The following is a 25,962-nucleotide window of genomic DNA, read 5'->3' as shown; positions in this document are numbered from 1 at the left end:
AGGCTCCCCAGCGGGAGACTGTTCCTCAGTGCAGGCGCCAACTCGTTTCGGCTCCAGTTGCGGCTTTGCCTCTGGGGACTGCTGACATGAATTCTCCTGAGCCATCTGGGTAGAGGGCACTAATGCATTCAGCGGCAACCTTATTTTTATCGCGCTCTCCCAGCTGGCGGGCGAGTACTGAACTGGCTCCCGCGAGGATGTAGTGGTGTAATTTTTCATCGCCCTGCTCCCGGTAAGCTTCCATCAGGCTGGCCGCGCTCTCGCTAAAGCGCTGCGCAGAAACGGCATAGCTGGGCCACTGGCGTGCCAGCAACATACCGGCAACATCAAAAGCACACCCCAGATAAGGAATAGCCTCCGAGTGATGTCCATCTTCTATTAGGAGCCTGCCGCGCTCCATCCAGTCTAACCACGCCTTTTCTGCACGATCCCTGTTATCGAACAACCATTGACGGTGATTTGCACATAGGTAACGTAAATTCACGGTAACCCCCCTGTTAGAACTCAATTAACATTAATGCGAACCATTATCATTTGCAAGTAAGTCAGGAAGGTTTTTCTGCAAATCTGCGAGGGGGCCACACCGAATAAAAAAAGCCGGCAGATGGGGGCTGCCGGCTAGGGGTCAGTGCCCTTGGGGTGGGGCACTTCCAGACGCATCCAGGGGGACGGATACGCCTGAGGGTTCCTTGATAACACATCCTTAACCTACTTGAAGGCTAGGCTGGTGCCAGAAACATTCCCAGCCGCCAACCGGTATCATCGAAGAACTGTAAATACTATGCTCACAGAGAAATAAATTCAGGAAATAGATTCCATTCACGCAATGAAAAGGAGACTTACGGAGGGCAACTTTCGTAAGAAAAAAATCTTCTGGGACAAAAAAAACCCCGGAGTTGGGGAAGTCCGGGGTTAAAAAGCTGAACGCTTTGGGGTTAGGGAGCAACAATGATCTGTACTTTCTGATACATCACCACCCCCATTTGTTCCCAGGGCTTGCGTAAATAAATGTAAACCGCCAGCTATCCGTTGAAACCAACGCAACCAGATCAATGAAGCAGGCGCCAGTAGCAATTGTGGCGTTATTCTCAACTCCCACGCGCCCTCAAATAGTTAGCTCACTCACCGGGCCGGCGGTATGCAGGCGACGGATTGCTTCGGCCACCAGGGGGGCACAATCCACCAATTCACAATTCTTGGGCAAGTTCACCTGAGGCAAAGAATTAGTGACAGCCAGACACTCCAAGGGGAGGCGCGCCAATTCATTTCGAGCATCACCACTAAATTGGCCGTGACTGGCCAGCGCCAATAACCGTTCCGCTCCGGCTCTCTGCGCAGCACCTGCGGCACAGCAGAGTGTAGCGCCACTGGCAATCAAGTCATCTACGATAACGACCGCAGCCCCGGCAACTTTACCGACCAATGTGCCACCAGTCAGCTGCTCTCCACGCCGGTACTTCTCGACAAACACCCTACCAATCGGACGCTGTAATCGCTCACCCAGTGCCTTGCGCAATTTTTCCGCCCGCTTTATGCCCCCCTCATCCGGAGACAGCACAACCAATGGCCGCGTTTCATTCGCCAAGCGCGGTACGACGAAATCCAACAGTGGAGATTCGGCCAATAAATGCACTGTGCGACAGCGGAAAGCATTTTCAAAGGAGGAAAGATTATGGGCATCCAATGTCACTACTGTGTGCGCACCCACCGCCTCCAATAAGCTGGCGAGATAGCGGGTAGGCAGTGGGTCGCGCAGGTTGGTGCGCCGATCTTTGCGTCCATAACACAGGTAAGGCATCACCGCGGTTATCCGCATTGCACCGGCATCCCGCAAAGCTCCAATGAAAAACAAGCTGCGCAACAATTTTTCATCCACACTGCTATGAGGGTCGACATATAAGGATTGCACCAGGAATACGTCTGCCCCCTCCACATCATCAAGGGGGCGCACTTTGTGCTCTCCATCAGCAAAATAGCGCTCTTCATGTCGAGCCAGTGGCTCTCCAAGGGCTGCCGCCACTCGCCCGCCAAAATCGGCACCGGCATCCAGGCTGAAAAGTTTCAAACGGCTCATAACAGGTTCGTGCGAAACCAGCGGCTAGTAAGATGCACTACCTCATCCATGGCGCCGGGCTCCTCAAACAGGTGACCCGCATGGGGAATAATCTGTAACCGAGGACCATTTACCATATGCGTCAGGGCCTCTTTGTTCACCTCCAATACCTGCTTGTCATCCCCTCCGACCAGCAACAGCGTCGGCGCTTTCACCAGCGGCAGATCAGAGCCAGCAAGATCCGGCCGACCACCGCGCGAGACCACTGCGCCTACCAGGGACGGCCGCTCAGCGGCAGCCACCAGGGCTACGGCGGCACCTGTACTGGCACCGAACAAACCAACTCTCAGGTGCTCAGTGCTCTCCTCATGGGCCGACCAGTCCAGAACTTCCACAAGGCGCCTTGCGCTCAGGTCGATATCAAAGCGGTACTCGCAAGTAGAAGCATCGGCGCGACTCTCTTCGACACTCAATAAGTCAAACAACAATGTGGCAAAACCAGCATCATTCAGTCTACTGGCAACAGTCAGATTGCGCGGACTGGCCCTGTTGCTGCCGCTGCCGTGAGCAAACACTATCAGTGCCCGCGCCCCCTGTGGCAGCGTGAGCGAGGCGTTCAAAGTTATGTCTTCTGTCGCCAGCGCTATGGCTTGGCTCTGCATCCACTGCCTCCAACAGACAATTGGCCAGGCACGATAGTGTCCCTGGGATAAAGAAGCCTGAAGAAAAACCAGAATGAATAAATCCTCTGTTGTGCTCAGACTAGACCAGCAGAACGCCAGAAGCTCTGCCAATTGGAGCCAAATGGCTTAAACCATTAACAGTTTAGGTTGTGGGAGTTAGAAGTCTTAGGGCAAAAAAAATGCCCCGGACTTGGGGGAGTTCCGGGGCAAACATCTGACTTCCTTGGGGGATGATGACGCATTCCAACAATCTTGCCTTTTTAGAAAGTCTGTCGCCGGAACAGTTCCACGAATTTATGCAAAGAAAGTAAAAACGCCGATCAAAACACGAAGATTGGCGCTATTTTCTTCAAACAAGCACCTGTGTAACCGCCAAGGTGACAAAAGTCACGATGGTATATCCATCTTGTGGCGCCAAAGTGCTTTTAAGGCAAAATCAGTGGGCCTCATCCCAGCTTTTGCCACGGCCGACATCGACAATTAACGGCACATGCAATTGGGCGGCACCCTGCATCAGTTCCACTAAACCATTGGCCACTGTCTCTATCTCCCCTTTGGGTACCTCAAGCACTAGTTCATCGTGCACCTGCATAATCAGCTTACTAGACAGCTTTTCTTCAGTGAGCCAGGCATCAACGGCGATCATAGCGCGCTTGATAATGTCAGCGGCAGTACCCTGCATGGGCGCATTGATCGCTGTACGCTCAGCGGCTTGGCGCTGCATACCATTGCGCGAATTAATTTCCGGAAGATACAGCCGGCGACCAAACAGCGTCTCGACATAGCCTTTTTCTGCAGCCTGGGCACGTGTTTCCTCCATATAGCGCAACACACCCGGGTAGCGTTCGAAATAACGATCGATATAAGTCTGTGCATCGCCGCGCGGAATATCCAATTGCTTTGCCAGGCCAAAAGCGGACATGCCATAGATCAAACCAAAGTTGATCGCTTTGGCGCGGCGGCGCTGTTCGTCGCTCACCTCGCCCAAAGCCACTTCAAAGACCTCGGCTGCGGTGGCGCGGTGGATATCCGCTCCCTGGGCAAAGGCATCCAGAAGCCCCCTGTCGCCAGACAAATGCGCCATGATACGAAGCTCAATCTGTGAATAATCCGCCGCGATAATTTCGCTGCCACCATTAATTCGGGGGTCGGCAGTAAAAGCTCGACGAATTCGACGTCCTTCCTCAGTGCGAATAGGAATATTCTGCAAATTGGGATCACTGGAAGACAGGCGACCTGTGGCCGCCACCGCCTGGTGATAAGAGGTATGCACGCGCCCGCTGCTGGGGTCGATCATTTTTGGCAGTTTATCGGTATAGGTATTTTTCAACTTTGCCAAACCTCGGTACTGCATGATCAGAGCCGGCAGCTCATGGTTATGAGCCAGCTCCTGCAGCACCGCCTCTGCCGTAGAAGGTGCTCCTTTAGGGGTCTTTTTAATTACCGGAATCTGAAGTTTCTCAAATAAGATGGCGCCAAGCTGCTTGGTGGAGCCCAGGTTAAATTCCTCACCTGCTACATCGTAGGCCTGTTGCTCCAGCTCTCGCATTTTCTGCTCAAGCTCCGCGCTCTGCTCCGCGAGCATCTTCGCATCAATATAGGCACCACTACGTTCCATACGCGCGAGTACCGGCAACAGTGGCATCTCGATCTCATCGAGCACCTTTATTAGAGTTGGCTCCCGCCTCAACCGGGAATCCAACTCATTGTGTAACCGTAGGGTGATATCCGCGTCTTCAGCCGCATAGGGGCCAGCCTTATCCAGCTCAATCTGGTTGAAAGTGAGCTGCTTTACGCCTTTTCCTGCAATATCCTCAAAGTGCACCGTATGCTCACCAAGGTACTTGAGCGCCAAGCTGTCCATATCATGGCGACTGCCGGTACTATCAAGCACATAGGATTCCAACATGGTATCCCGTGTGATGCCGCTGAGCTCTATGCCGTAATTGGCCAGAATATGACTATCGTACTTGAGATTCTGACCCACTTTTTTCTGCCTGGCATCCTCCAGCAGGGGCTTTAGTTTTTGCAAAACCTCTTCAAAGGGTAACTGCTCAGGTGCCCCCATATAGTCATGGGCCAGGGGAACGTACGCGGCGCGGTGTGGTTGAACGGCAAAAGACACCCCCACCAATTTTGCCTGCATATAGTTAAGGCTCGTGGTTTCGGTATCAAAGGCGAACATATCTGAGTCTTTTAGCTGCTGCAGCCAAGCATCAAATTCCGCCATATCCGTCACTGTAACGTAATCCCGCTCAACAGCCTCAGCCATAGCTTCATCGGCTTCCTCACTGGTCAGCTCCTCCAACCAGCCGCGAAATTCATTTTGTGTAAACAGTTCTATCAATGCCTCTGTATTAGGCTCAGCATTGTGCAGGTCCTGTGGATGGTAAGGCATTTCTACATCGGTTTTGATGGTCGCAAGCTTGTAGGAAAGCTCTGCCGCCTCGCGATGCTCGGCCATTTTCCTGCCGAGGGTCTTGGCACCGCGAAAACCTAGAGGCGCAATAGCATCCAGGTTGGCGTAAATATCCTTGATTCCGCCTAGATTCTGTAACAATGCCAGTGCAGTTTTCTCACCTACTCCGGGAACACCGGGTATGTTGTCGGACTTATCTCCCATCAGGGCGAGGAAGTCGATAATCAGCTCAGGCCCAACCCCAAATTTTTTTACAACACCATCACTATCCATTTCAGTGTTGGACATGGTATTGACCAGGGTGACGCCGGGGCGCACGAGTTGCGCCATATCTTTATCACCGGTGGAGATAATGACTTCCTGACCTTTGCGCTGGGCTTCCAAAGCCAGGGTACCGATTACGTCATCCGCCTCAACACCATCAACTACCAGGCGCGGCAGTCCCATGGCGTCGATGATGTCGTGGATCGGCTGAATCTGCTCACGCAGATCGTCGGGCATAGGCGGGCGATGGGACTTGTACTCAGCAAACATCTCATCGCGAAAAGTCTTGCCCTTGGCATCAAATACCACCACTACAGGGCTATCCGGATGCTCCTTCAAATGGCGGCGCAGCATGCTGATCACACCACGCACTGCCCCGGTGGGTTTACCCTGGGTGGTAGCCAGTGGCGGCAGGGCATGAAAAGCGCGGTAAAGGTAGGACGAGCCATCCACCAGGATCAGAGGGGCGGCGTGGGTATCTTGTTTACTCATAAATTATGGGAATCTTGCTTGCTTATTAGGGCGCTTGGCGCGAATGGCAGGCTGATAGGATAACGCCCTTCACATAGTTTTTCCGCCTATCGAGATCCTTCACAGGCAATTGCCGCCTCTGTACCTCACATTGCATCAAAGCCAACTCGCCTCGACGTAAGGTCGATAACTATCGGCGCAGCAACCTCACCATATTTCCAGTCTCTACTAGTCTTGCGGGTAGCGACTTAACCATTCGCTATCTCCCCGGGAACTTCTGGCAACTGGCTGCCTGCAGGCGGCGCGGGACCTTTTGTTTTCCGGAAAACGATACCCATCAGATGTTTAAAGGAAGGATTCTAACTATGAGAGGAGTGATGTACGCCGCTCTTATACTTGCCGCCCACTCTCTGGCCACACCGGCTGGTGCGGTTTCAGCCTGTGAAACGGAGAAGACCCAAAAGGCAAATTCTGCCACAGCGGCATTTCCACACACGCAGGGGCACGAGTTGATGCTGGAGCAGGCTACAAGGGAACAAGAAAAAGCCTTACTAAAACGCCAGATGCGCCAACTGGAAAAACTGCGCGAGCAAGCTGAACGCGAAGCGGTGCGCGCCGAGAAATTACAGCAATTGAAAAGTGATACCACCAATGCTGGTTAACCACCACCGACCTCTTTCATGCCCGGCAAGATTATTGCCGGGCACCTTCTCCAAACTCCACAAGCCTCCTGAACATCAACCCGGTACTTCGCCCAGCTTGGTTGTATTATCAGGAATCTGGCTTAGACAAGCACGAGCCTGAATTAACAGGGACTCGATCAGGTCTTGATAGCTGGCGCCGGCGGCTAATTTCTCCCCTAGAGGATCCAGAGCCGCATACTCCAGGCCCAAATGCAGGGCCAACTGTCTGTCGCGATCATTCTCCGGTATCCCGCCAAATAGGCAGCCCTTCTCTACCGCGGATAGATCAAGCATTGCCCGAACACCGTGACTGACGCCACTGCTATCACTGAGGGCATGGGTTTGTACCCCGGCAGAGCCGAAGAAATGCCCATAGGCATCGTGGGTCACCACTACCGGCACATCGCGGTAACCCCACAGTGCCCGATCTAACACCTTTTGCAGGCTGGCCATAGACTTGGAAAAATCCCGCGCCCGCGCCCGGTAGATCTCGGCCCGCTGAGGCTGCAGCTTGGCCAGGCGCTCTGCTATCTGGGCCGCAGCAATCGCCGCATTACGTGGGCGCAGCCAGACATGTGGGTCAGTGGCACTCGCACCCTGGAACTCATAGTCGGCCGCGCCAAGCAGTTGCAACTGCCTTTGTTCAGGCAAGAAGGTCGCCTGCTTCGCGAGAACAGCTTCCATCTGCGGCCCCAACCATACCAGGAGTAGCGAGCGCTCCAGAAGGGCGCGCTCAGACACACTAGGGGCGTAATGATGTGGATCACTCCCCTGAATCAGTATCCGCACCGGTGTCTCCTCACCAGCGATTTCGCGAGCAATCAATGCCAAAGGACGCACACTCACAACCAGCTCCGTCCTATCGACAGGTTGAGGTTTACCACAAGCGAATAGGCATAAAATCAGCACAATCAGCGCAGAAGAAAACAAAGTACGTACAGAGAGAGACATGGGAGACATTTAACGACACAAAACTGCGATATAATCACAAGCGGCCTTAAGCCGCCAGCCCGATTACCCTTCGGTGCATCTGGCAACCAAGCACCCAAGGGCCTACAAACATAATATGGTTTTCCCCGCCAACTCCGGAGATAACAACCTGAGTTCTTCAGCGCCACTAATTACCGCCGACAGCATAGCTTTACAACTTGCCGGCCGGCAGTTGCTTAGGGACGTTTCCCTGGAGCTAGATCAGGGGGAAATTGTCACCCTGATCGGCCCGAACGGTGCCGGCAAGACCACATTATTGCGGTTACTACTTGGCCTTACTAAGCCAACCAGTGGCAACATCTGGCGCAAAAAGGGGCTGCGCATTGGCTATATGCCCCAGCGGTTGCATATCGACAGCTCCATGCCAATGTCCGTCGAGCGCTTTTTGCTGCTGGGCCAAGCCAGTATGACCCCTCTTCAGGCGCAAGAAGCACTGGATAGAGTGGGAGCGGGGCTATTACTCAAAGCCAACCTGGCCAACCTTTCCGGCGGCGAGATGCAGCGAGTCCTCCTCGCCCGCGCCGCATCCCGCAAACCGCAATTACTGGTGTTGGATGAGCCCACTCAGGGAGTAGACGTGAGTGGACAGAGCGAGCTGTATCAGCTGATCGCCACTCTCCGCGACGAGCTCGGTTGCGGGGTACTACTGGTTTCACATGACCTGCATCTGGTAATGGCCGCTACAGACAGAGTGCTCTGCCTAAACCAGCATATCTGCTGCCATGGTCATCCGGAGCAGGTGAGCCGGGATCCCGCATACCTGGAACTCTTTGGTGACAAGGTGGCTCCCTACACCCATCAACATAACCACCAGCACAAATTAGGCGGTGATATAGCGATTGTAGGGGACTGCACCCACGACCACTCCGATACAGCCTCCAGCGGCAAAAAAAGAGAGCAAAAATAAGTGGTGGAATTCGGCGAATTACTGCACAGTCAATTTCTTTGGTTCGCCCTCGGTGCCGGCCTGCTAGTCGCTGTAGTAAGTGGCCCCCTGGGGTGCTTCGCCGTATGGCGACGCATGGCCTACTTTGGTGACACTCTGGCTCACTCCGCTCTACTCGGCGTCACTCTAGGCTTTATCCTGCATATCATGCCGACGCTGGCTGTAGGCGCCACTTGCTGTCTATTGGCAATATTGTTGATGTATCTACAGCGCAGACAGAAATTGGCAGTGGATACCCTGCTCGGCATTCTATCCCATTCGATGCTGGCCCTTGGCATAGTGACAGTGAGCCTGTTCAAAATAAAAGTGGACTTACTCTCCCTTTTACTTGGCGACCTTCTCGCTGTCGGCGGTCAGGACCTGCTACTTATGTGCATCACGGTGGTGGGAATTCTGACGCTGCTCTACTTCCTGTGGGAAAAACTTCTGGCTTTTACCCTGCACGAAGAGCTGGCTTCCGTCGAAGGCGTACCGGTGGAAAGGGTGCGCATGACTCTGATGCTGATGCTGGCACTACTGATCGCTATTGCCATGAAAGTAGTCGGTGTTTTGCTAATCACTGCATTACTGATTATTCCCGCAGCAGCCGCTAGAAAACTTTCCCATACACCGGAACAGATGGCACTGCTAGCCTCTCTGATCGGCTGCCTTGCCGTCATACTTGGCCTGATGGCTTCAATTTTGTGGAATACGCCCGCCGGCCCCTCTATCGTCCTGGCTGCTGCAATATTTTTTCTCGTCTGCCAGATACGCCTATCCAGAAGCAAGTAACGCCAAAATAATATTCACTGTATAAATCAATCGATAAGTGCCACTTGTCGTATTTTGGCGCACATATGATCTATTTAAGGTGACTCATATCACCTATTTCCCCAATAAGCCTGAGCCCCGCCTCCAGCCAATTGTTTCAATTTATCGCCATTGCTAGTGTTGCCCGACGACCAGCCACTTTGGGCCAGTCACGGACTATGACAATAAAAAGGTTGAGCAAAAACATGGAAAAATTCACTCTCCGTCGCAACGTATTGGCCAGCGCCATCTTGGCTGCGGCCGCAACAACAACCCCGCAAACCCTCCTTGCTGCAGAGGAAGGTGCTATAGAGGAAGTCACTGTTGTTGGCTCCCGTATCAGTCGCAATTCAGAATTTGAAAATGCCACTCCGGTCCAGGTAATGGATCGCGAAAGCATCGAGAGGTCTGGTTACACCAACCTGCAGCAGCTGTTTGAGAAAAACCCCGCAGCTGGTAACGGCACCTTTTCCACCCGCGGCAACAACCAGGACTCTACCGCCAATGGCGCAGCGGCAGTTAGTTTGCGCGGTATGGGCGCCGACGCCACCCTGGTACTGGTCAACGGCAGGCGAGTCGCTATCAGCGCTTTCGCCGAAAGCATTACCACTAACTTCGTGGATATCAACAGTATTCCCCTGGCTGCGGTTGAGCGTGTGGAAGTCTTGAAGGATGGCGCCTCGGCTATTTACGGCTCTGATGCGGTAGCCGGTGTGGTCAACCTGGTACTGCGCAAGGACTTTGAAGGCACTGAAGTATCCATGGATTATGGCAGTGCAGATGGATATGACGAGCAGTCTTTCTCCGCAGTTTGGGGCATCAATGGGGAAAACTCCAATTTCACCGTTATATTGGATCACCACAAAAACAGCCGCCTGGCGAGTACAGAGCGCAGCGGCCTGGATACAGCGAATCAGTCTGGACGTGGCGGTATGGATTTTCGCTCTTCCCGCGGTTACCCAGGCAGCTTTACCCTGGGCAATGGGACCATTCTGCCTGATCCCAATTGCCCGGAGGATCGCGATACTGGCGAGGTTTGTGTATATGACTACGGCCCCTGGACCTTAATTACCCCGGAGGCCGAGCGAACAGGCCTGTTAATGCTGGGCCATACAGACCTCAATGAGAATATCGAATTCTTCAGCGAAATCGCTGTTCAGCACAATACTTCTGTAGCCCAAGGAGCCCCAACGCCCTTGGATGGTGATGCAGGCCTCTATGTACCTGCCGATCACCCCAACAATCCTTTCGGTGAGGATGTGGACATCTTCCGCTACCGCACCGTGGATGCCGGTGCGCGCCAATGGGATATCGAGACAGACAACTTGCGCGGTGTTTTCGGCCTGCGCGGTAGTATTGCTGAATGGGACTGGGAAGCCTCTGTACAGCGTTCACGCAGCGAATCGACCCAAACCGGGGACCGTTCCCAGGGCTGGGTGCGCACCGACCTGCTCCAGCAGGAAATCAATGCCGGGCGTTACAACCCCTTTGGTGGGGTCCAAAACCCCGATTCAGTGATTGATGCGATTACCACCAGCTTGGTTCGCCAGGGCAAGTCTGATCTTACCGCTTACGACCTCTCCATTAATGGCGACTTGTTTGATACCAGTAACGGGACTATCGCCATGGCAGCAGGCCTTGAGTACCGTGAGGAAAAAGCCTCAGATATCCCCGACGACCAGTTCCAGCGTGGCCTGATCTTTGGTACAGAATCAGTTTCCGCCAAAGCCAGCCGGGATATCACCTCGGCCTATGTTGAGTTTGCCATTCCACTGCCAGCCAATTTTGAGTTGAGCCTGGCTGGCCGCTACGACGACTATAGCGATTTCGGCAGCACCACCAATCCCATGGCCAACCTCCTGTGGACAGCCAACGATATGCTATCCCTTCGCGCGTCCTGGGGTACCGGGTTCCGTGCTCCATCACTGGCGCAGGTTGGTCTTGGAGATTCACAAGAGTCTCTATTCTTCATCGACACCTATGGATGTGAGGTTAACGATACATATTGTAACCAGACCGACTACACCATTATTTATTCCGGAAATCCTGACTTGGATGCTGAGGAATCAGAATCCTTCAATATCGGTGGTGTTTTCCAACCCCTCGAAGGCCTACAGCTATCGCTGGATTACTGGAATATCACCCAAGAAGGAAAGATTGATGAAGTACCTTTTGGCTACCTTTACAACAAGTACTGTAATGACCAAAGCAGCACTATCTGCCGTCGGGATACACCGGTAGCCGGTCAGTCTTTGGGAGCTCTACAATCTATTCGCAGCGGCTTCACTAATATCGGCGAACAAGAGGTATCGGGCGTAGATCTAAGCGTAGTTTATAGTGGGCTCGAATTGGCAGGCGGTGATTTAGGACTTCGCCTGGACTATTCCTACCTGGCAGAGTTTGAAAGAGTAGAACTGAACTCTGAGGGCAGCGCCTTCCTCACCAGGGATTTAGCTGGAGAATACGAGTATCCACAGCATCGATGGAATGCTACTGCTGACTGGACCTTTGATACTTTCGGCTTCAGTGCTGGTCTGAGTTACATTGGTGAGTTTGAGGATACGCCAGATATTGATTTCGATGGCACCCTTGACTATGACACCAACAGCTCACGCACCGTAGATTCATTTATGACCATGAATCTACAGGCACGCTTTACCGGTTTTGAAAATATGATTCTGAGCTTGGGTGCCGACAATGTATTCGATGAAGAACCACCATTTGCGATTGGCGACGGAAACACTGACCTGTATGGTTATGTTGAATCTCAACACGATCCTCGTGGTCGCTTTATCTACGGCAAGATGACTTACACCTTTTAAATAAAAAGTAACCACTGATCCAATAAAAAAGGGGAAGCTTGAAGCTTCCCCTTTTTTATTTTCAACAATCAACTAGCGCAACAATACTCAGTTCTTACAATTCTATAGCTTAATTCTCGTTAGACTTTTTTTTCACCAACTCTGAGCCCGCTTTATGAAACTCATATACAGTTAAAGTAACACCAATCAACAGGCAAATAAAAACACCAATTCCAATTATTAAAATAAATGAATCAGACACATTTAGCCTCGGCGCGCTAGTAGTGCAGACACTTTAAAGTAGATACCAAACCCTAAAATACTCGGCACCCACAAGGCAGTAAAAATTCCTTGTTCTTTATATCCATTGAACCATAAGAACCCCGACAGGAAAAAAGATATGAAAACTGCCAACATGATAAAAAGATCAGACATTTTTAGCACTTTATTTCCCCTTTACGCTAGTCATAATCCCAAAATCCAACAGCCGCCATTAACAAACCGATTATTGTGATGCTTGCAGGTATTCGCATCCCTGTTATTCCAAAAACTTGAAGTATTGAAGGAACCATTCCCAAAAGGCCAAACAAAGCCCAGAAGAAAAATGGCATAGCTACCAACAATCCGATCCAACCAATTACCAATCGGAATTTCTTAGAACGACTAACGGTGTCGGCCTTTTTCTTCAACAGATTTACTATCCGCTATGACATCTGAGAGAATAAACTAGTGACAGCATAGTTTAATAATGAGGCTTCAACAGGCACTCAAATCTTCTGCATGGCAGAAAAATCTTCATTCCTCTGCCAAACACGTAATAAATTACCCCCAAGAATCTTTCTAATATCGTCATTGCTATAACCACGTTTCAACAGACCAAGAACCAAATTAGGATATTCAGATACGTCTTTCAAGCCGACGGGTAAACTATCTCCAACGCCGTCAAAATCAGAACCGATTCCTATGTGATCAACACCTACTAAATCTCGAATATGATCAAAGTGATCAAGGACATCATTTAGATCTGCGTAAATGAATTTATCTTTTTGTAATTTTTCTGTATATTTTTTCACCTCAGTATTTTCTTTTACTAAGTTTCTCTCCTTTATAAAATTATCGACCGCCGAATTAATTTCAGCATAAGATGTTCTGGACTTGGCGCTGATAAACGTTGAACCAAAATTAATCATTATTACGCCATCCTTTTTGGCGAGGGCCTTGATCATTTCATCACTCATATTGCGCTCAAAATCAGGCGTAAAGTGCCTCGCTGATGAATGAGAAGCTATTACAGGAACTTGGGAAATCTCCAGTACCTGCCAGAAAGCTTGATCAGAAATATGAGATACATCAACCATGACACCCAGTACATTCATTTCCTGAACTAATTGCTTACCAAAATCACTTAGCCCCTGCCAAGGGCGCTCTTTATCGTAGGAGGAATCAGAGATATGATTACTCTTTGAGTGAGTCAGAGTGATATATCTCACCCCTCGATTATAGAAATGCCGGAGGTTTTCGATACTACCATCAATAGCAGCACCATTTTCCATTCCTAGAGGGAAGGAGAGCTTGCCCTGTGCTACCTGTCTATTCAATTGATTCAAGGACATAGGAATAGCAAATTTATCAGGGTGTTTGCCCACCAGTTCTTCAACATTATCTATTAACTGATCCGCATACGCTCTAGCGCTACCATCTTTCTCTTTTTCTGCCGGGATATAAATCGACATAAAGGGCGCATTTAAACCTCCACTTTTCGCTCTTGGAAAGTCAAAATCGCCTCCTGTAGTCGATAACCCAACATCCACATTTTCCTTAGATAAACGATAAGGAACATCAATGTGACCATCAATCAAAATATTTTCTTGAACCAGTTTTCGTGCCCGAGTCTGCAAGTCAACATTTGTTTCGTTACTACAAGCAGTCAACAGTATTATCAGAAGAAGAGAACACTTTTTCATAAAATAAATTCCAGAATTCAATTATCACCCAGACTAATCAATTTTTTACAGGATAATTTATCAGTTTTAAAAGGCTTGTTATTCATCAATTAGCCAGGCAACGGATAAGGAAGAGTTAGCATATGGAGGAAATTAACCCCCCAATGTGCCAACACACAGATCCAAAAGTTTCTAAACATATACCACAGTATGGCATAGCATAATGAGGCGATCCCCAATAACAAAACAGCAGCAGAATTGGCCGACCAGCCAGTGTGTAGTAGAACAAACAGAGTTGCAATAATAGGAACGGAAATCCATCGTAAGCGGCCCAGCCCCTCCTCCAGACCTCTCTGTAATATCCAACGGAAAAAACCTTCCTCACTAACACAAACAATAATTAAGTTAATAAGCGCGGCAAAAAAAATTACCCAAGATAATTTTATCGATGGACCATAAAGGAACATACCTGTAATTACAGGAATAATAGCCAAGAGTAGATAGCGGAGATCAGAAATTCTTATCGTCTGACGTAATCGTAACATAAAAGCGAGTATTGCAATTGAAACAATTGCTTTACCGCCATTAAAACCAGCATATATGAGATTTCCACTACTATCTGAATAAGGTGGCAAGACGTGTAAGCGATTACTGCCAGGAATGATATTAGAAGCAGCCACTAGCATAGAAATCACCGCAATAAAATATAGGGTAAAGCGCCGCCAACCTTTACTTACTTCCAACCCTATCAATACAAACCAGATAACTGGTGCTAGCAGACCCGCCCAACCAAAAGGAATTACACACAGAGATAAAAGAGCTGGTGCTCCCCAGGGAATATCTTCTCTATCTAATAAATTTCTAGTCTCAGAAATACTATTTCGCATCTTCAGCTCACCGTTTGGAAAGCGATCCTCCCCCTCTTTAAATATAATGAATGTAACTGAAAATCATCCGTTAAATGTCGCCCGAATTGAGCGATAAGTTAATTTTAATTTAGCAGGATCCAAAGGTGCCTTAAAAAAAGCATGATAATGGCCAAGGGGGTTTATTAACACCACCTGAGAACCATGATCAACCGTATAACCGCCCTCATCCAGCATTACTTTGTTGAAAGGAACATTGAGTTGGCTAGCAAAACGCTTTATTTCAAAAAAATCCCCAGTAATTCCATGGAACTCTTTGTTAAAATAACGTACATAATCATGTAAAATTTTTGGATTATCCCTGGCCGGATCAACAGTGACCAGAATTATTTCGGTATTACTCCGGGTATTACCGTCAAGGAGCTGATAAAAACTATTTAAAGTGGATAATGTGGTAGGACAAATATCTGGGCAGTGTGTGAAACCAAAAAAAACTAAAGTCCATTGGCCTTTTAGACTATCGGTATGAAATACTTCTCCAGTATCTGAAACCAACTGAAAATTATCTAATATCCTTGCCTTCTGAAGTTTTACCGCACCATTTAATCGCAATTCGGAATCTGTTATTACTCGTGGCTGGCTCAACTTATGAACAAAGCCGACTAATACTGCTACTATGAATAACAGTAAAATAGCAATTGTGACACGAATACCACGTTTCTGACGTTGCTCAGTTAGCATATCATTATTATTTAATCCGCTATGATTCATATTCTTACACCGCTATTAAGTAGTGATCTAGCAACATAATGCCAAAAAGTGCCATCAAATAAATAATGGAATACCTAAATGTCTCTATGCCTGCATTGGGATCTCTGCCACGCAACATTACCAGGCTCCAATAAATAAATCCCAAGCCAAGTACAATCGCACCCAAGAGGTAAAGCCAACCCAGCATAGCAGTGGCAAAGGGTAAAAGACTTACTGCGAATAAGATGAATGTATACAACAAAATATGCAAATTGGTATATGGCACACCATGGGTAACAGGAAGCATAGGAACATTAGCTCTGGCATAATCATCCTTCCTATGTACTGCCAACGCCCAGAAATGTGGTGGGGTCCAGGCAAAAATTATCAGCACAAGCAACAAGGCATGGCCATGGATTTCACCAGTAACCGCCGTCCAACCAAGTAAAGGCGGCGCAGCCCCGGCAAGGCCGCCAATTACAATATTTTGTGGAGTGGCATGCTTAAGGAACATAGTATAAATAACTGCATAACCCAATAGCGATATGAGTGTGAGCCAGGCAGTTAAAGCGTTTATAAAAACCAAAAGCACAACCATACCAAGAAGTCCAAGTGCCAGGGAGAAAACCAGTGCCTTATGTGGCTCAACCCTCCCCTTCGCTACTGGTCTGTTACTGGTGCGCGCCATTTTAGTATCGATATACCGATCAACTAAATGATTAATTGTTGCAGCACTCCCAGCACATAGTGCAATCCCAATATTCCCCAATATCAAAGTATGCAATGGCACCATACCTGGCACCGCAAGTAACATACCAATTACTGAAGTTAGTATCATTAGCATAACTACTCGAGGTTTAGTCAGCTCGTAGTAGTCACGCCAGTTTGTTGAATTTAATTTAGCAGTTTGTATGGTCATAATATTATTGATCCCCTAACTTCCCTGATATGAACCTATTCTTGTTAAAGTTCGCCAGTCAGAGCAGACCTTGGTAATACTAAATTAGTTTGAGCTTCACTATCTTCTATACCCGATGGTTGAACAATCTGAATACGATAATAAAAAGTCAAAGTGACTAACAGTAGTAAGGCCGCACCCGCGTTATGTGCAACTGCAATAGGTAAAGGTAAAAACATAATGACATTTGCTATACCCAGACCTAACTGAAATAAAAGAAGTCCACTTAGAATCAGTGCCCAACGATGTAGACCTACTCTCCAATTCAGTATCGCCAACGTGAACACTACCAAGGTCACCAGTAGAGCGCCGATCCGATGACTAAGATGGATAGCCGTACGTGCATCACTCTCCAAAGCCCCCCCCAAATAGTTCGGCCCTATTTGTTGAGTAATATTAAATCCCTCTTGGAAGTCAGCCTGTGGCCACCACTCTCCATGGCAGGTAGGAAAGTCCGGACATGCGAGTGCTGCGTAATTGGAGCTTGTCCATCCACCCAAAGCGATCTGCAATACGATAACTAAAACGGCCAAAAACGCTAGCGGACGTAACCTCTGTAGAGCACGGTATTTATCCACCGGAATATAAATGGGGGTTTTTCTCATACGTTCTATCAAAAGCCATAACATAGACAATGTGGCCATGCCTCCCAATAGGTGAGCGGTAACCACTTGCGGCCAGAGTTTTAACGTTACAGTCCACATCCCAAATATTGCTTGCAAAACAATAAGAGCCATCAACAAATTAGTTTGCTTAAGCGTGCGTTTATTTGGGCTACGCCAACTCAAGTAAGTCAAAGTAGCAACCACCAATAAAAGTATCCCTGCAAAGTAGCGGTGAACCATCTCTGGCCAGGTTTTGCTGCCATCCACAGGAGCATCTGGAAAGGCTTTATTGGCAGACTGAATTTCATGAGCCTCATCTGGCCAAGTGAGGTGTCCATAACAACCAGGCCAATCGGGGCAACCTAAGCCAGCATCAACCAATCTAGTAAATGCACCTAAAACGACCACTACTACTGCCAAAATACAGCCCGCCAACGCCACTTTTGAACGTAACCCAAAATTCGGACGTGCATTACTATTCCTATTAGTTGTCGACTCCATCCCCTGATCCTTTTTATTTCTCATAGGAGTACTTCAATAATCGTTTAATATCTTTCAACAACTGATTGCCGCTATGATGGTTGTCATAAGCCATCATAGCGAAGCCTTCCTGGTCAATGAGAAGCGCTTTGACTTCATCTACATTCTGAAGGGCTGCCAATTCCTGTAATGTTCGGATGCTATTCTCGTTCAATTGCAGAATTTTCAGACGTGGATGTTCAACCCTAAAATATTCTTGTTTTTCAAGAGACATTGGTGCACCAGTTACTAGAAGCCGCTCCACTCGGTGTGCTTTTTCGCCAAGGCGTATATGCACCTGACGACTGGTATACAGAAGTTGTTCACACTCATTGCTACACTTTGAGCCTCCAATAATCAGGTACCGCCATTTTGGAGACGCATCTAATGGAAATATCTCTTCTTCACCTTGATAAGACACTTTGAGATTATTAATTTTTATTGGAGGTTGAATTAATTCTCCCTGATTAGTAGTTTTGTTGGGTATACCAAGTCCGGTATAGAAAACAATATATGCTGCAATCATGGGCAACAGGACAGATGCAACAATTGATATCCCTTGCAACTTTCTGGAAGAAAAATAGCTGGTAGTTTTACTAGCATATTCAGAGGTAGAGACTTGTTCTTTATTTTCCACTCCAGCAACCCTTCATTTATTTCTATTTATATCCATAGAGCCTACCAAAATTGGTAGCCGCGAACACCCATAAAATTACCAAAGCTATTGCCATACAGAACCATTGTACGGAGTATGCTCTATGACGCTCTGCACTATTTTTAATGAAATTCCAGTCAGTTACTAACGCAGAATTTGAATCAGCACTAAGTCTGATCACCCAAGATGCATCATATAGATCTAGTTCTTTCACCAGATTTTTATCGAGCAACTGTATTCGCCGATTTTTTTCTTGAGCAGACAGATTATTTGAAGTTTTTTTTGCAACAGGATAGAGAAAACCTATAATTTTTATAGGGTTCTTTGGATAAAAAACTTTTGGAAGTACATCTCGGTTCATTGATAAGGGTATCCATCCACGGTTTATCAACCACCTTTGGTCGGCGGATATAAAAATCTGTAAGACTTCATAACCTGCCCGTCCACTTCGAGTCCGGTTATCCAATAAGAAGTATTCTCCGGTGTACTGCCCCGACAAACTTACTGGAGTAAATCTTCTTAAAACTAAATTTGCATCAGGTCTTACCGGTTGTAAGGACAACCTCGCATCAATCTCTTCGCGAATGGTTTCTTTATATTCTGCTCGCTCCAATTGCCAAAATCCCAATGAGACTAAAATTGGAAACAAGCCTATTGAGAAGAGGGTTATAGGCCAGTTACGAATCAGTGTTACACTGGTATTTTTCGTAGGAACTGATGGTATCTCTACTCTCATACGTTACTACATCACTGATGGAAAATAATAATATGTGGCTGAAGATAGTTATTGTGGTTCTATTTCTTGCGGTACTGGTCAGCCTTTCCAGTGCTTTGTTTTTTCTACTACGGGATATGGGAGCCCCCCAATCAAAGCGTACGCTGTATGCATTGGGAATCAGAATTTCCCTTGCCGCTTTACTCTTATTAGCTATTTGGTACGGTTTCGAGAGTGGAATTCTCGCTAAGAGCGCACCTTGGGCAGACAAATATTAATTCTTTGATTCCCCTTCTACTTCTGTAAAGGGGGAATCAAAGATACAACGATTCTAAGCTCCAAGAACATAGACAAAGATAAAGAGGCCAACCCAAACAACATCTACAAAATGCCAGTACCAGCTCGCTGCTTCAAAACCAAAGTGATCATTAGGTTTAAAGTGCTGAGCAATTACAGATCGCAACAACATAATTAATAACATGATGGTCCCCAGGGTCACATGGGCACCATGAAATCCGGTCAACATAAAAAATGTAGTGCCATAAATTCCGGATTCTAACGTAAGCCCTAAGTGCTGATATGCTTCATAGTATTCTTTCGCCTGTAGGTACAAAAATACGGCTCCAAGAATTACTGTAATTCCCAACCATGCATTGAACTTTCCACGCTCACCTTTTTTAAGAAAAACATGAGCGAAGTGAACTGTGACACTGGAAGTCAGCAGAATGAGTGTATTCCACAATGGAAGGTGCCAAGGATCAATAACATCTTTTGGCCCTATAAATTTTGCAGTATCACCATGGGCTGCTGCATCTGGAGTCACATAGAGTGGCCAGGTATTTTCAAAACCTTCCCACAACATATTGGAAATACCATTTTCTCCCTCTCCTGCGAGCCAGGGGACAGAAAAATTTCTTATGTAATACAATGCTCCAAAAAATGCCGCAAAGAACATAACTTCAGAGAAAATAAACCAACCCATCCCCCATACATAAGATCGCTTCAATTGTTCACTATTCAAACCTGCCATATTTTCCTTAATGACAGCAGCAAACCAGAACCACAGCACAGTCGCCAGGGTAAGCGCACCAGTAAAGAAAACATAAGAACTGCCACCATTGATCCAATTTGCAGCACCAAAAGCAATCAAAAACAAACCAATGGTGGCAAATATTGGCAGCCTAGACTGTTCGGGTACATAGTAACTGCTTTCAGTAGCCATATTTTTATCCCTCTCGCGCGGACTTGGTATTACTTTTATCGACATTTTTAGAAATTCTTTCCGTAACATCGAACAGCGTGTAGGAAAGGGTTATGGTTTTCACATTTTTAGGTATATCTGGATCGACAATAAATCTAAGAGGTAGCTCCGCTTTCTCCCCTGCTTTTAGCTTTTGCTGATTAAAACAGAAGCACTCGGTTTTATGGAAATATTGCGCTGCCTTAAACGGTACCAAGCTTGGAATAGCCTGGCCGATCATATCCACTTTGGTAGGGTTAAATGCGAGAAAAACAGTATCCATGATCTCACCCGGGTGTACTTCTATCGACATAACACTGGGAGAGAATTTCCATGGCATATTGTCATTATTACTCGCTACAAACTGGACTGTGATTGACCTGCTGGTATCTATGGCTGCAGGCACGGCCTCGTAACGCCCTCCTGTTTTACCGTTTAAACCAGTAATTTCACAAAAAGCGTCGTAGAGAGGCGGCATAACAAATATAGCGAATACCAGCATGCTGGCGGCTAGCGCCAGCAGTTTCGCAGTAACTTTGCTATTTTTGCTGATTCTCATTAGCTATCCAAAGATTAACGAACAACCGGCGGCGTACTGAAAGTATGGTATGGAGCCGGTGAAGGTACAGTCCATTCCAACCCCTGTGGGTTATCCCAAACTTGCTCGGTAGCCTTTTTACCCCCCATTACAGTGCGTACCACATTAAACAGAAATACCACCTGTGCCGCACCAAAGAGGAAGGCTCCTATACTGGCCATCTGGTTAAAGTCGGCAAATTGCAATGCGTAATCCGGGATTCGTCTTGGCATACCGGCGAGACCAACAAAGTGCATAGGGAAAAACGTGAGGTTCAAACCGATAAAAGCCAGCCAGAAGTGCACTTTACCCATGGTCTCGTTGTACATATTGCCCGTCCACTTAGGCAGCCAATAATAAACAGCCGCGGTAATGGAGAATATAGCTCCTGGGACAAGAACATAGTGGAAGTGAGCTACTACAAAGTAGGTGTCGTGATACTGAAAATCTGCTGGAGCGATCGCCAACATCAATCCTGAAAATCCACCAATCGCAAACAGGATAATAAATGCGATTGCAAACAGCATCGGGGTCTCAAAAGTCATTGATCCACGGAACATAGTGGATACCCAGTTAAATATCTTTACACCAGTAGGTACTGAGATCAGCATCGTTGCGTACATAAAGAAAAGTTCACCGGCGATTGGCATACCCACAGTGAACATATGATGCGCCCATACAATCAGGCTCAGAAAAGCGATCGCCGCAGTGGCGTATACCATGGAGCTATAGCCAAATAGCGGCTTGCGGGCAAAAGTAGGGATAATTGCCGAGATAATGCCGAATGCCGGCAAAATCATAATGTAAACCTCAGGATGCCCAAAGAACCAGAATACATGCTGGAATAACACAGGATCTCCACCGCCAGCAGCACTAAAAAAGCTGGTTCCAAAGTGAATATCCATCAACATCATAGTTACCACACCTGCGAGAACAGGCATCACGGCAATTAAAAGGTATGCAGTGATCAGCCAAGTCCAAACAAATAGCGGCATTTTCATCAATGTCATGCCCGGTGCGCGCATATTCAAGATGGTGGCAATAATATTAATAGCTCCCATGATCGAGGAGGCACCAAGGATATGCACAGAAAAAATAAAGAAGGTTACGCTGGGTGGTGCGTACTCAGTGGAGAGAGGCGCATAAAAAGTCCAGCCAAAATTAGGGGCACCGCCCTCCATAAAGAGTGTGGATGCGAGCATCGCGAACCCAAAAGGTAATATCCAGAAGCTCCAGTTATTCATACGTGGCAAAGCCATATCCGGAGCGCCGATCATCATCGGGATCATCCAGTTGGCAAGGCCAACAAAAGCCGGCATAACTGCACCGAATACCATGATAAGCCCATGCATCGTGGTCATTTGGTTAAAAAACTCGGGTTGCACAATCTGCAGGCCCGGTTCAAACAGCTCGGCGCGAATCACCAGCGCCATACACCCGCCCAAGAAAAACATTGCAAAACTAAACCATAGGTAAAGGGTACCTATGTCTTTATGATTTGTGGTGTAAAGCCACCGCTTTAATCCAGCTTGAGGACCATGTGCCATGCTAAATTTCCTCCGGGCATTTACTGCTTATTCTTGAAATTGAGGATATCAATAGGCTGAACTGTGTCGCCCATTTCGTTGCCGAAGGCATTGCGTTGGTAGGTAATTACCGCAGCGAGATCTACTTCAGACAATTGCTCTCCAAATGCCTGCATGGCAGGGTTTACCTGGGAGCCATCAATGACGATATCCAGGTGAGTATCCAGTGGCCCGGTGGCTATTTTCGATCCAGCTATAGCCGGGAAAACCCCGGGTACACCTTTGCCATTTGCTTGATGGCAGGCAGCACAAGCACGGTTGTAAACTTTTTCCCCCTGGGCGAAAAGCTCATCAAAGGTAAAATTTTTCTCAGTCAATTTGCGTATCTTCGCAGCGGATTCAGCCCGGCCACCCAACCAGGCAGTATATTCTTCTTCTGGGACCGCCTTGATAACAATTGGCATGAACCCGTGGTCTTTGCCACAAAGTTCTGCGCACTGACCGCGGTAAATTCCAGGCTCCTCAATGCGTGTCCAGGATTCGTTTATAAAACCCGGTATTGCATCTTTTTTAACAGCGAGATCCGGTACCCACCAGGCATGGATTACATCATTGGCTGTAATCAGGAAGCGAATTTTTTTCTTAATAGGAACAACTAAGGGTTCATCCACTTCCAGCAAGTAGTTGGGCCCTTTGGGCTGTTGATTATTAATCTGTGCCCGGGGCGTGGAGAGGTTAGAGAAGAAGGAAACATCAGAGCCCAGGTATTCGTACTTCCACTTCCACTGATACCCGGTAATCATGATATCCAGATCAGCCTTGTCTGTGTCGTAGATATCGTACAGCGTTTTTGTGGCAGGGATTGCCATCAGGATCAGGATAACGGTGGGAATAATTGTCCACACCAACTCGACTGCGGTGCTCTCATGGAATTGTGCAGCCTGGTGCCCTTTACTCTTTCTATGACGCCACATGCTATAGAACATGACGCCAAAAACCAGGACACCTATGGCCACACAAATCCAAAAAATGAGCATGTGCAGTTCATAGGTGGTTTGGGCAACTTCCGTTACCCCTTTGGGCATATTGACCCCCCAGCGCTCAACAGCTTGCTCTTCCGCCACTGTAGAGTGGGCGGTCAGCGAAGCAGCCAGCAAGGCGAACAGCCGATCGAAGCCTCTCAACATCGCCTACAGATCTCCGTGGTTGCGGGCTTCACAGGGAAACCCGAAATTTTATTTTGGCCGCTGGCCTTCACGGATAACTGAAATCTCCCAGTACCATATGGCGATACAGGGTTAATTCCACACAAAAATTGTGGACATACTGTAGTAACACAAGACTACATACACTGGGCGGAGAGATAACTCCGCATTACTGCCGTCAGTGCAACTTGTTATTCTTAGTAAAAGATTTTTTTACTTCAGATGTCGTCGTCCGGAAGGTACAACCAACAACCTGTGTTTCTTATTTGTCGCAACTACTGCAGGTACAACGGGAACATATTGCTACCGAAAAGTCAATCGACGCTTATAGCGAAAAATTATGCTCGTGTGCTCCAACTTGTTAGGGAATTACAAATAAATTTCATCACTATTTTGAGATGCTCTTACTAAATATGAGCTTATTTACAGATACTTTGTAACAAGACGATTTTTTTGGATAAATATGACTACTATTTTAAAGTCCCATATACCGAGGTTCATTAAGCAAAATCCAATCAACCTCTGTTTAAATCAAAGATAAATATTTCAATATTTTTTCGGCCAAGATTTACCATGCAGATATGGCATAATCGACAGCTTAGCAACAAAAGATTTTTACGCCAGGATAATCTGCGATATCATCAATCCGCCATCTAGCCGACGGGTTGGCATTGGCACCACAGGTAAAACTGGTACCAATCTCTTCATTTATGCCGTGTGATTATTTCAAGCTCTAACAAATCATGCCGAAAGTCTGTTAACTGCACTATGCAATCGACTTACTTCAACTGAGTTAGTACACCTCAGTCCGATACTTATGCCTAGCCGGCAAAAATATATTTTCTGTGGTTTTTCCTATGCAGCATTCACAACTCGACAAACAACCACTGCGAAGGGTATGGAACCTTGCTTGGCCCATGATTCTGAGCAATATCTCTGTCCCTTTATTGGGGGCTGTGGATACCGCAATTCTGGGACACCTACCCTCGCCAGAGTATCTATCTGGAGTGGCTGTAGGTGCGAGCGTCATGTCCATGCTACTTTGGGCCTTCGGTTTTCTTCGCATGGGCACTACCGGCCTAGTAGCCCGAAGTGATAAGGGAGGAGTTGATTGGCTATTACGCGCACTGCTACTGGCTCTCTGCCTCGGGATTTTACTTCAAATAATTGCCTTTCCCTTACTAAGCCACATAGTCGGTTGGATGAATGCCAGTGTTGAAGCTGGCCCTCATGCATTATCTTACTTACAAATACGCCTGATAAGCGCCCCTATCGCGCTAGCCAACTTTGCCATACTCGGATTTTTTATTGGCAGGCAGGATAGCCGCGCTCCTTTATATATATTACTCGCCGCCAATATTCTTAATATTGGCCTGGATTTTCTACTGATACTCGGCCTTGGCCTTGGCGCAAAGGGTGCCGCAGTTGCTACCGTAAGCGCTGATCTATTTGCCTTTGTACTCGGTTTTTATTTACTTCGCCGGATAGATGGCGATATCTGGTCTGACATCGTTAACCAGTTATGTAAGCGTCAGCTTCTTCCCTGGGCAAATCCAAAGCCCTGGATCGAATTACTCCACATTAATACAGACCTATTTATTAGAACATGTCTTTTACTTTTGACACTGACTTTTTTCACGGCCCAGGGGGCGTCTCAAGGCGACTCTGTTTTGGCTGCCAACGCAATTCTGCTCCAGCTTTTGATGATTACTTCTTATGCCCTTGATGGCTTTGCACATGCCACTGAGGCGCTGGTAGGAGAGTCCATTGCTAAAAAATCAAGCAAGCTCTTCCAGGCAACCGTTCACAGTGCTGGAATCTGGGCTCTCGGCAGCGCTATAGGCCTTACCATACTTCTGGTTGTGGGACAGCCAGTTATTCTCTCTCTGTTTACTGATATCGGTACTGTTATAGAACAGGCCAACCACGTGTACTGGTGGCTTTGTGCCTTACCGCTAATAGCGGTATGGAGTTATCAACTCGATGGAGTTTTTATTGGTGCCGGTAGAAGTCGAAAAATGCGCGATACAATGTTTATTGCCACTATTGTAGTTTTCTTCCCTAGTTGGTGGTTAACCCAGAGTTGGGGCAACCATGGCATATGGTTCAGCTTATTTTTGTGGATTAGTGCACGTTCTGTGGGGCTCATAGTTTATTATCGATACTACACTGTAACCGACTCCTGGATACAAAAAGGAGCATGCCAACAAAATAAATACACCGATACAACAAACTATTCAGAATAAGCGGAATATTCATTCCGGTTATCCTCAAAAAGAAATTAGTACAGAGTGAGTGAACGAA

General features: G+C 47.5%; 23 protein-coding genes. 6 read left to right on the top strand and 17 right to left on the bottom strand.

Annotated elements, in window-relative coordinates; translation table 11 throughout:
- Positions 1 to 25: 25 nt before the first annotated feature.
- The 4 genes from ACJJJB_RS19525 to polA all read right to left on the bottom strand — a co-directional run bounded on the left by ACJJJB_RS19525 (position 26) and on the right by polA (position 5,911).
- Positions 26 to 484, bottom strand: a complete 459-nt coding sequence (locus ACJJJB_RS19525; protein ID WP_020413815.1) for a hypothetical protein — start codon at positions 482 to 484, stop codon at positions 26 to 28.
- A gap of 621 nt (positions 485 to 1,105) precedes the next feature.
- On the bottom strand, positions 1,106 to 2,074 hold the full coding sequence (locus tag ACJJJB_RS19520; RefSeq protein WP_020413816.1) for a ribose-phosphate diphosphokinase: 969 nt from the start codon (positions 2,072 to 2,074) through the stop codon (positions 1,106 to 1,108).
- The gene (locus ACJJJB_RS19515) at positions 2,071 to 2,715 is read right to left on the bottom strand and encodes a dienelactone hydrolase family protein (protein ID WP_020413817.1); all 645 of its coding nucleotides are present in this window, start codon (positions 2,713 to 2,715) and stop codon (positions 2,071 to 2,073) included. Before ACJJJB_RS19515 ends, ACJJJB_RS19520 begins: the two co-directional genes overlap by 4 nt.
- Positions 2,716 to 3,172: 457 nt before the next feature.
- Positions 3,173 to 5,911 (bottom strand): DNA polymerase I, encoded by a 2,739-nt coding sequence (polA, locus tag ACJJJB_RS19510; protein ID WP_444945888.1) that lies wholly within the window; start codon positions 5,909 to 5,911, stop codon positions 3,173 to 3,175.
- 344 nt (positions 5,912 to 6,255) lie between these two features.
- Here polA and ACJJJB_RS19505 point away from each other — a divergent pair, with 344 nt between their 5' ends.
- Complete coding sequence (locus ACJJJB_RS19505; RefSeq protein WP_157533526.1) at positions 6,256 to 6,552, top strand: hypothetical protein; 297 nt, start codon at positions 6,256 to 6,258, stop codon at positions 6,550 to 6,552.
- A 75-nt stretch (positions 6,553 to 6,627) separates the two neighbouring features.
- On the opposite strand, the gene ACJJJB_RS19500 is transcribed toward ACJJJB_RS19505, so the two are convergent.
- The gene (locus ACJJJB_RS19500) at positions 6,628 to 7,533 is read right to left on the bottom strand and encodes a metal ABC transporter substrate-binding protein (protein WP_445365347.1); all 906 of its coding nucleotides are present in this window, start codon (positions 7,531 to 7,533) and stop codon (positions 6,628 to 6,630) included.
- Between the two features lie 106 nt (positions 7,534 to 7,639).
- On the opposite strand from ACJJJB_RS19500, the gene znuC reads away from it, so the two are divergent.
- From znuC to ACJJJB_RS19485, 3 genes are all read left to right on the top strand, one after another.
- Positions 7,640 to 8,470: a zinc ABC transporter ATP-binding protein ZnuC gene (gene znuC / locus ACJJJB_RS19495; RefSeq protein WP_020413821.1), complete on the top strand. Its 831-nt coding sequence runs from the start codon at positions 7,640 to 7,642 to the stop codon at positions 8,468 to 8,470.
- Complete coding sequence (locus ACJJJB_RS19490; RefSeq protein WP_282952003.1) at positions 8,471 to 9,280, top strand: iron chelate uptake ABC transporter family permease subunit; 810 nt, start codon at positions 8,471 to 8,473, stop codon at positions 9,278 to 9,280.
- Positions 9,281 to 9,504: 224 nt separating this feature from the next.
- Positions 9,505 to 12,120, top strand: a complete 2,616-nt coding sequence (locus ACJJJB_RS19485; protein WP_020413823.1) for a TonB-dependent receptor — start codon at positions 9,505 to 9,507, stop codon at positions 12,118 to 12,120.
- 440 nt (positions 12,121 to 12,560) lie between these two features.
- On the opposite strand, the gene ACJJJB_RS19480 is transcribed toward ACJJJB_RS19485, so the two are convergent.
- From ACJJJB_RS19480 to ACJJJB_RS19445, 8 genes are all read right to left on the bottom strand, one after another.
- Positions 12,561 to 12,788 carry a hypothetical protein gene (locus ACJJJB_RS19480; protein WP_282952004.1) on the bottom strand — a complete coding sequence of 76 codons (228 nt, stop codon included), beginning with the start codon at positions 12,786 to 12,788 and terminating at the stop codon, positions 12,561 to 12,563.
- 78 nt (positions 12,789 to 12,866) lie between these two features.
- On the bottom strand, positions 12,867 to 14,063 hold the full coding sequence (locus ACJJJB_RS19475) for a dipeptidase (protein ID WP_020413826.1): 1,197 nt from the start codon (positions 14,061 to 14,063) through the stop codon (positions 12,867 to 12,869).
- A gap of 89 nt (positions 14,064 to 14,152) precedes the next feature.
- Positions 14,153 to 14,929, bottom strand: a complete 777-nt coding sequence (locus ACJJJB_RS19470) for a CPBP family intramembrane glutamic endopeptidase (protein WP_353375827.1) — start codon at positions 14,927 to 14,929, stop codon at positions 14,153 to 14,155.
- A 63-nt stretch (positions 14,930 to 14,992) separates the two neighbouring features.
- Positions 14,993 to 15,679: an SCO family protein gene (locus tag ACJJJB_RS19465; protein ID WP_020413828.1), complete on the bottom strand. Its 687-nt coding sequence runs from the start codon at positions 15,677 to 15,679 to the stop codon at positions 14,993 to 14,995.
- 4 nt (positions 15,680 to 15,683) lie between these two features.
- A complete protein-coding gene (gene cyoE, locus ACJJJB_RS19460; RefSeq protein ID WP_353375828.1) occupies positions 15,684 to 16,577 on the bottom strand; it encodes a heme o synthase in 894 nt (297 codons plus the stop codon).
- Between the two features lie 44 nt (positions 16,578 to 16,621).
- Positions 16,622 to 17,746: a COX15/CtaA family protein gene (locus ACJJJB_RS19455; protein WP_020413830.1), complete on the bottom strand. Its 1,125-nt coding sequence runs from the start codon at positions 17,744 to 17,746 to the stop codon at positions 16,622 to 16,624.
- Positions 17,736 to 18,377, bottom strand: a complete 642-nt coding sequence (locus tag ACJJJB_RS19450) for a redox-active disulfide-containing membrane protein (RefSeq protein WP_020413831.1) — start codon at positions 18,375 to 18,377, stop codon at positions 17,736 to 17,738. The genes ACJJJB_RS19455 and ACJJJB_RS19450 overlap by 11 nt, the downstream gene beginning before the upstream one ends.
- A gap of 22 nt (positions 18,378 to 18,399) precedes the next feature.
- Positions 18,400 to 19,131, bottom strand: a complete 732-nt coding sequence (locus ACJJJB_RS19445; protein ID WP_445365346.1) for an SURF1 family protein — start codon at positions 19,129 to 19,131, stop codon at positions 18,400 to 18,402.
- Between the two features lie 32 nt (positions 19,132 to 19,163).
- Between ACJJJB_RS19445 and ACJJJB_RS19440 the strand changes: the two genes are divergently transcribed.
- Complete coding sequence (locus tag ACJJJB_RS19440; RefSeq protein WP_020413833.1) at positions 19,164 to 19,388, top strand: DUF2909 domain-containing protein; 225 nt, start codon at positions 19,164 to 19,166, stop codon at positions 19,386 to 19,388.
- Between the two features lie 53 nt (positions 19,389 to 19,441).
- Here ACJJJB_RS19440 and ACJJJB_RS19435 read toward each other — a convergent pair whose 3' ends face one another.
- The 4 genes from ACJJJB_RS19435 to coxB are packed head-to-tail and all read right to left on the bottom strand — an operon-like array spanning position 19,442 to position 23,640.
- Positions 19,442 to 20,332 carry a cytochrome c oxidase subunit 3 gene (locus ACJJJB_RS19435; protein ID WP_020413834.1) on the bottom strand — a complete coding sequence of 297 codons (891 nt, stop codon included), beginning with the start codon at positions 20,330 to 20,332 and terminating at the stop codon, positions 19,442 to 19,444.
- A 4-nt stretch (positions 20,333 to 20,336) separates the two neighbouring features.
- Positions 20,337 to 20,909, bottom strand: coding sequence for a cytochrome c oxidase assembly protein (locus tag ACJJJB_RS19430; protein WP_445365345.1), 573 nt, complete (start codon positions 20,907 to 20,909; stop codon positions 20,337 to 20,339).
- Between the two features lie 14 nt (positions 20,910 to 20,923).
- Complete coding sequence (gene ctaD, locus ACJJJB_RS19425) at positions 20,924 to 22,474, bottom strand: cytochrome c oxidase subunit I (protein ID WP_020413836.1); 1,551 nt, start codon at positions 22,472 to 22,474, stop codon at positions 20,924 to 20,926.
- 20 nt (positions 22,475 to 22,494) lie between these two features.
- Positions 22,495 to 23,640, bottom strand: a complete 1,146-nt coding sequence (gene coxB / locus ACJJJB_RS19420; protein WP_020413837.1) for a cytochrome c oxidase subunit II — start codon at positions 23,638 to 23,640, stop codon at positions 22,495 to 22,497.
- A gap of 875 nt (positions 23,641 to 24,515) precedes the next feature.
- Here coxB and ACJJJB_RS19415 point away from each other — a divergent pair.
- Positions 24,516 to 25,904, top strand: a complete 1,389-nt coding sequence (locus tag ACJJJB_RS19415) for an MATE family efflux transporter (protein ID WP_445365344.1) — start codon at positions 24,516 to 24,518, stop codon at positions 25,902 to 25,904.
- The last annotated feature ends 58 nt before the right edge of the window (positions 25,905 to 25,962 follow it).

This window comes from Microbulbifer variabilis (assembly GCF_052468405.1).
The sequence above is the reverse complement of the archived record's forward strand: the minus strand, read 5'-3'. Positions and strand labels throughout refer to the sequence as shown.

Excerpts from the sequence above, each read along its gene's own strand:
- polA (WP_444945888.1), bottom strand. The coding sequence starts at position 5,911 with ATGAGTAAACAAGATACCCACGCCGCCCCTCTGATCCTGGTGGATGGC.
- ACJJJB_RS19520 (WP_020413816.1), bottom strand. The coding sequence starts at position 2,074 with ATGAGCCGTTTGAAACTTTTCAGCCTGGATGCCGGTGCCGATTTTGGC.
- ACJJJB_RS19485 (WP_020413823.1), top strand. The coding sequence starts at position 9,505 with ATGGAAAAATTCACTCTCCGTCGCAACGTATTGGCCAGCGCCATCTTG.
- coxB (WP_020413837.1), bottom strand. The coding sequence starts at position 23,640 with ATGTTGAGAGGCTTCGATCGGCTGTTCGCCTTGCTGGCTGCTTCGCTG.
- ACJJJB_RS19475 (WP_020413826.1), bottom strand. The coding sequence starts at position 14,063 with ATGAAAAAGTGTTCTCTTCTTCTGATAATACTGTTGACTGCTTGTAGT.
- ACJJJB_RS19515 (WP_020413817.1), bottom strand. The coding sequence starts at position 2,715 with ATGCAGAGCCAAGCCATAGCGCTGGCGACAGAAGACATAACTTTGAAC.
- znuC (WP_020413821.1), top strand. The coding sequence starts at position 7,640 with ATGGTTTTCCCCGCCAACTCCGGAGATAACAACCTGAGTTCTTCAGCG.
- ACJJJB_RS19435 (WP_020413834.1), bottom strand. The coding sequence starts at position 20,332 with ATGGCTACTGAAAGCAGTTACTATGTACCCGAACAGTCTAGGCTGCCA.
- cyoE (WP_353375828.1), bottom strand. The coding sequence starts at position 16,577 with ATGACCATACAAACTGCTAAATTAAATTCAACAAACTGGCGTGACTAC.
- ACJJJB_RS19415 (WP_445365344.1), top strand. The coding sequence starts at position 24,516 with ATGCAGCATTCACAACTCGACAAACAACCACTGCGAAGGGTATGGAAC.
- ACJJJB_RS19470 (WP_353375827.1), bottom strand. The coding sequence starts at position 14,929 with ATGCGAAATAGTATTTCTGAGACTAGAAATTTATTAGATAGAGAAGAT.
- ACJJJB_RS19430 (WP_445365345.1), bottom strand. The coding sequence starts at position 20,909 with ATGAGAATCAGCAAAAATAGCAAAGTTACTGCGAAACTGCTGGCGCTA.
- ACJJJB_RS19445 (WP_445365346.1), bottom strand. The coding sequence starts at position 19,131 with ATGAGAGTAGAGATACCATCAGTTCCTACGAAAAATACCAGTGTAACA.
- ACJJJB_RS19465 (WP_020413828.1), bottom strand. The coding sequence starts at position 15,679 with ATGAATCATAGCGGATTAAATAATAATGATATGCTAACTGAGCAACGT.
- ACJJJB_RS19455 (WP_020413830.1), bottom strand. The coding sequence starts at position 17,746 with ATGAGAAATAAAAAGGATCAGGGGATGGAGTCGACAACTAATAGGAAT.
- ACJJJB_RS19505 (WP_157533526.1), top strand. The coding sequence starts at position 6,256 with ATGAGAGGAGTGATGTACGCCGCTCTTATACTTGCCGCCCACTCTCTG.
- ACJJJB_RS19440 (WP_020413833.1), top strand. The coding sequence starts at position 19,164 with ATGTGGCTGAAGATAGTTATTGTGGTTCTATTTCTTGCGGTACTGGTC.
- ctaD (WP_020413836.1), bottom strand. The coding sequence starts at position 22,474 with ATGGCACATGGTCCTCAAGCTGGATTAAAGCGGTGGCTTTACACCACA.
- ACJJJB_RS19500 (WP_445365347.1), bottom strand. The coding sequence starts at position 7,533 with ATGTCTCCCATGTCTCTCTCTGTACGTACTTTGTTTTCTTCTGCGCTG.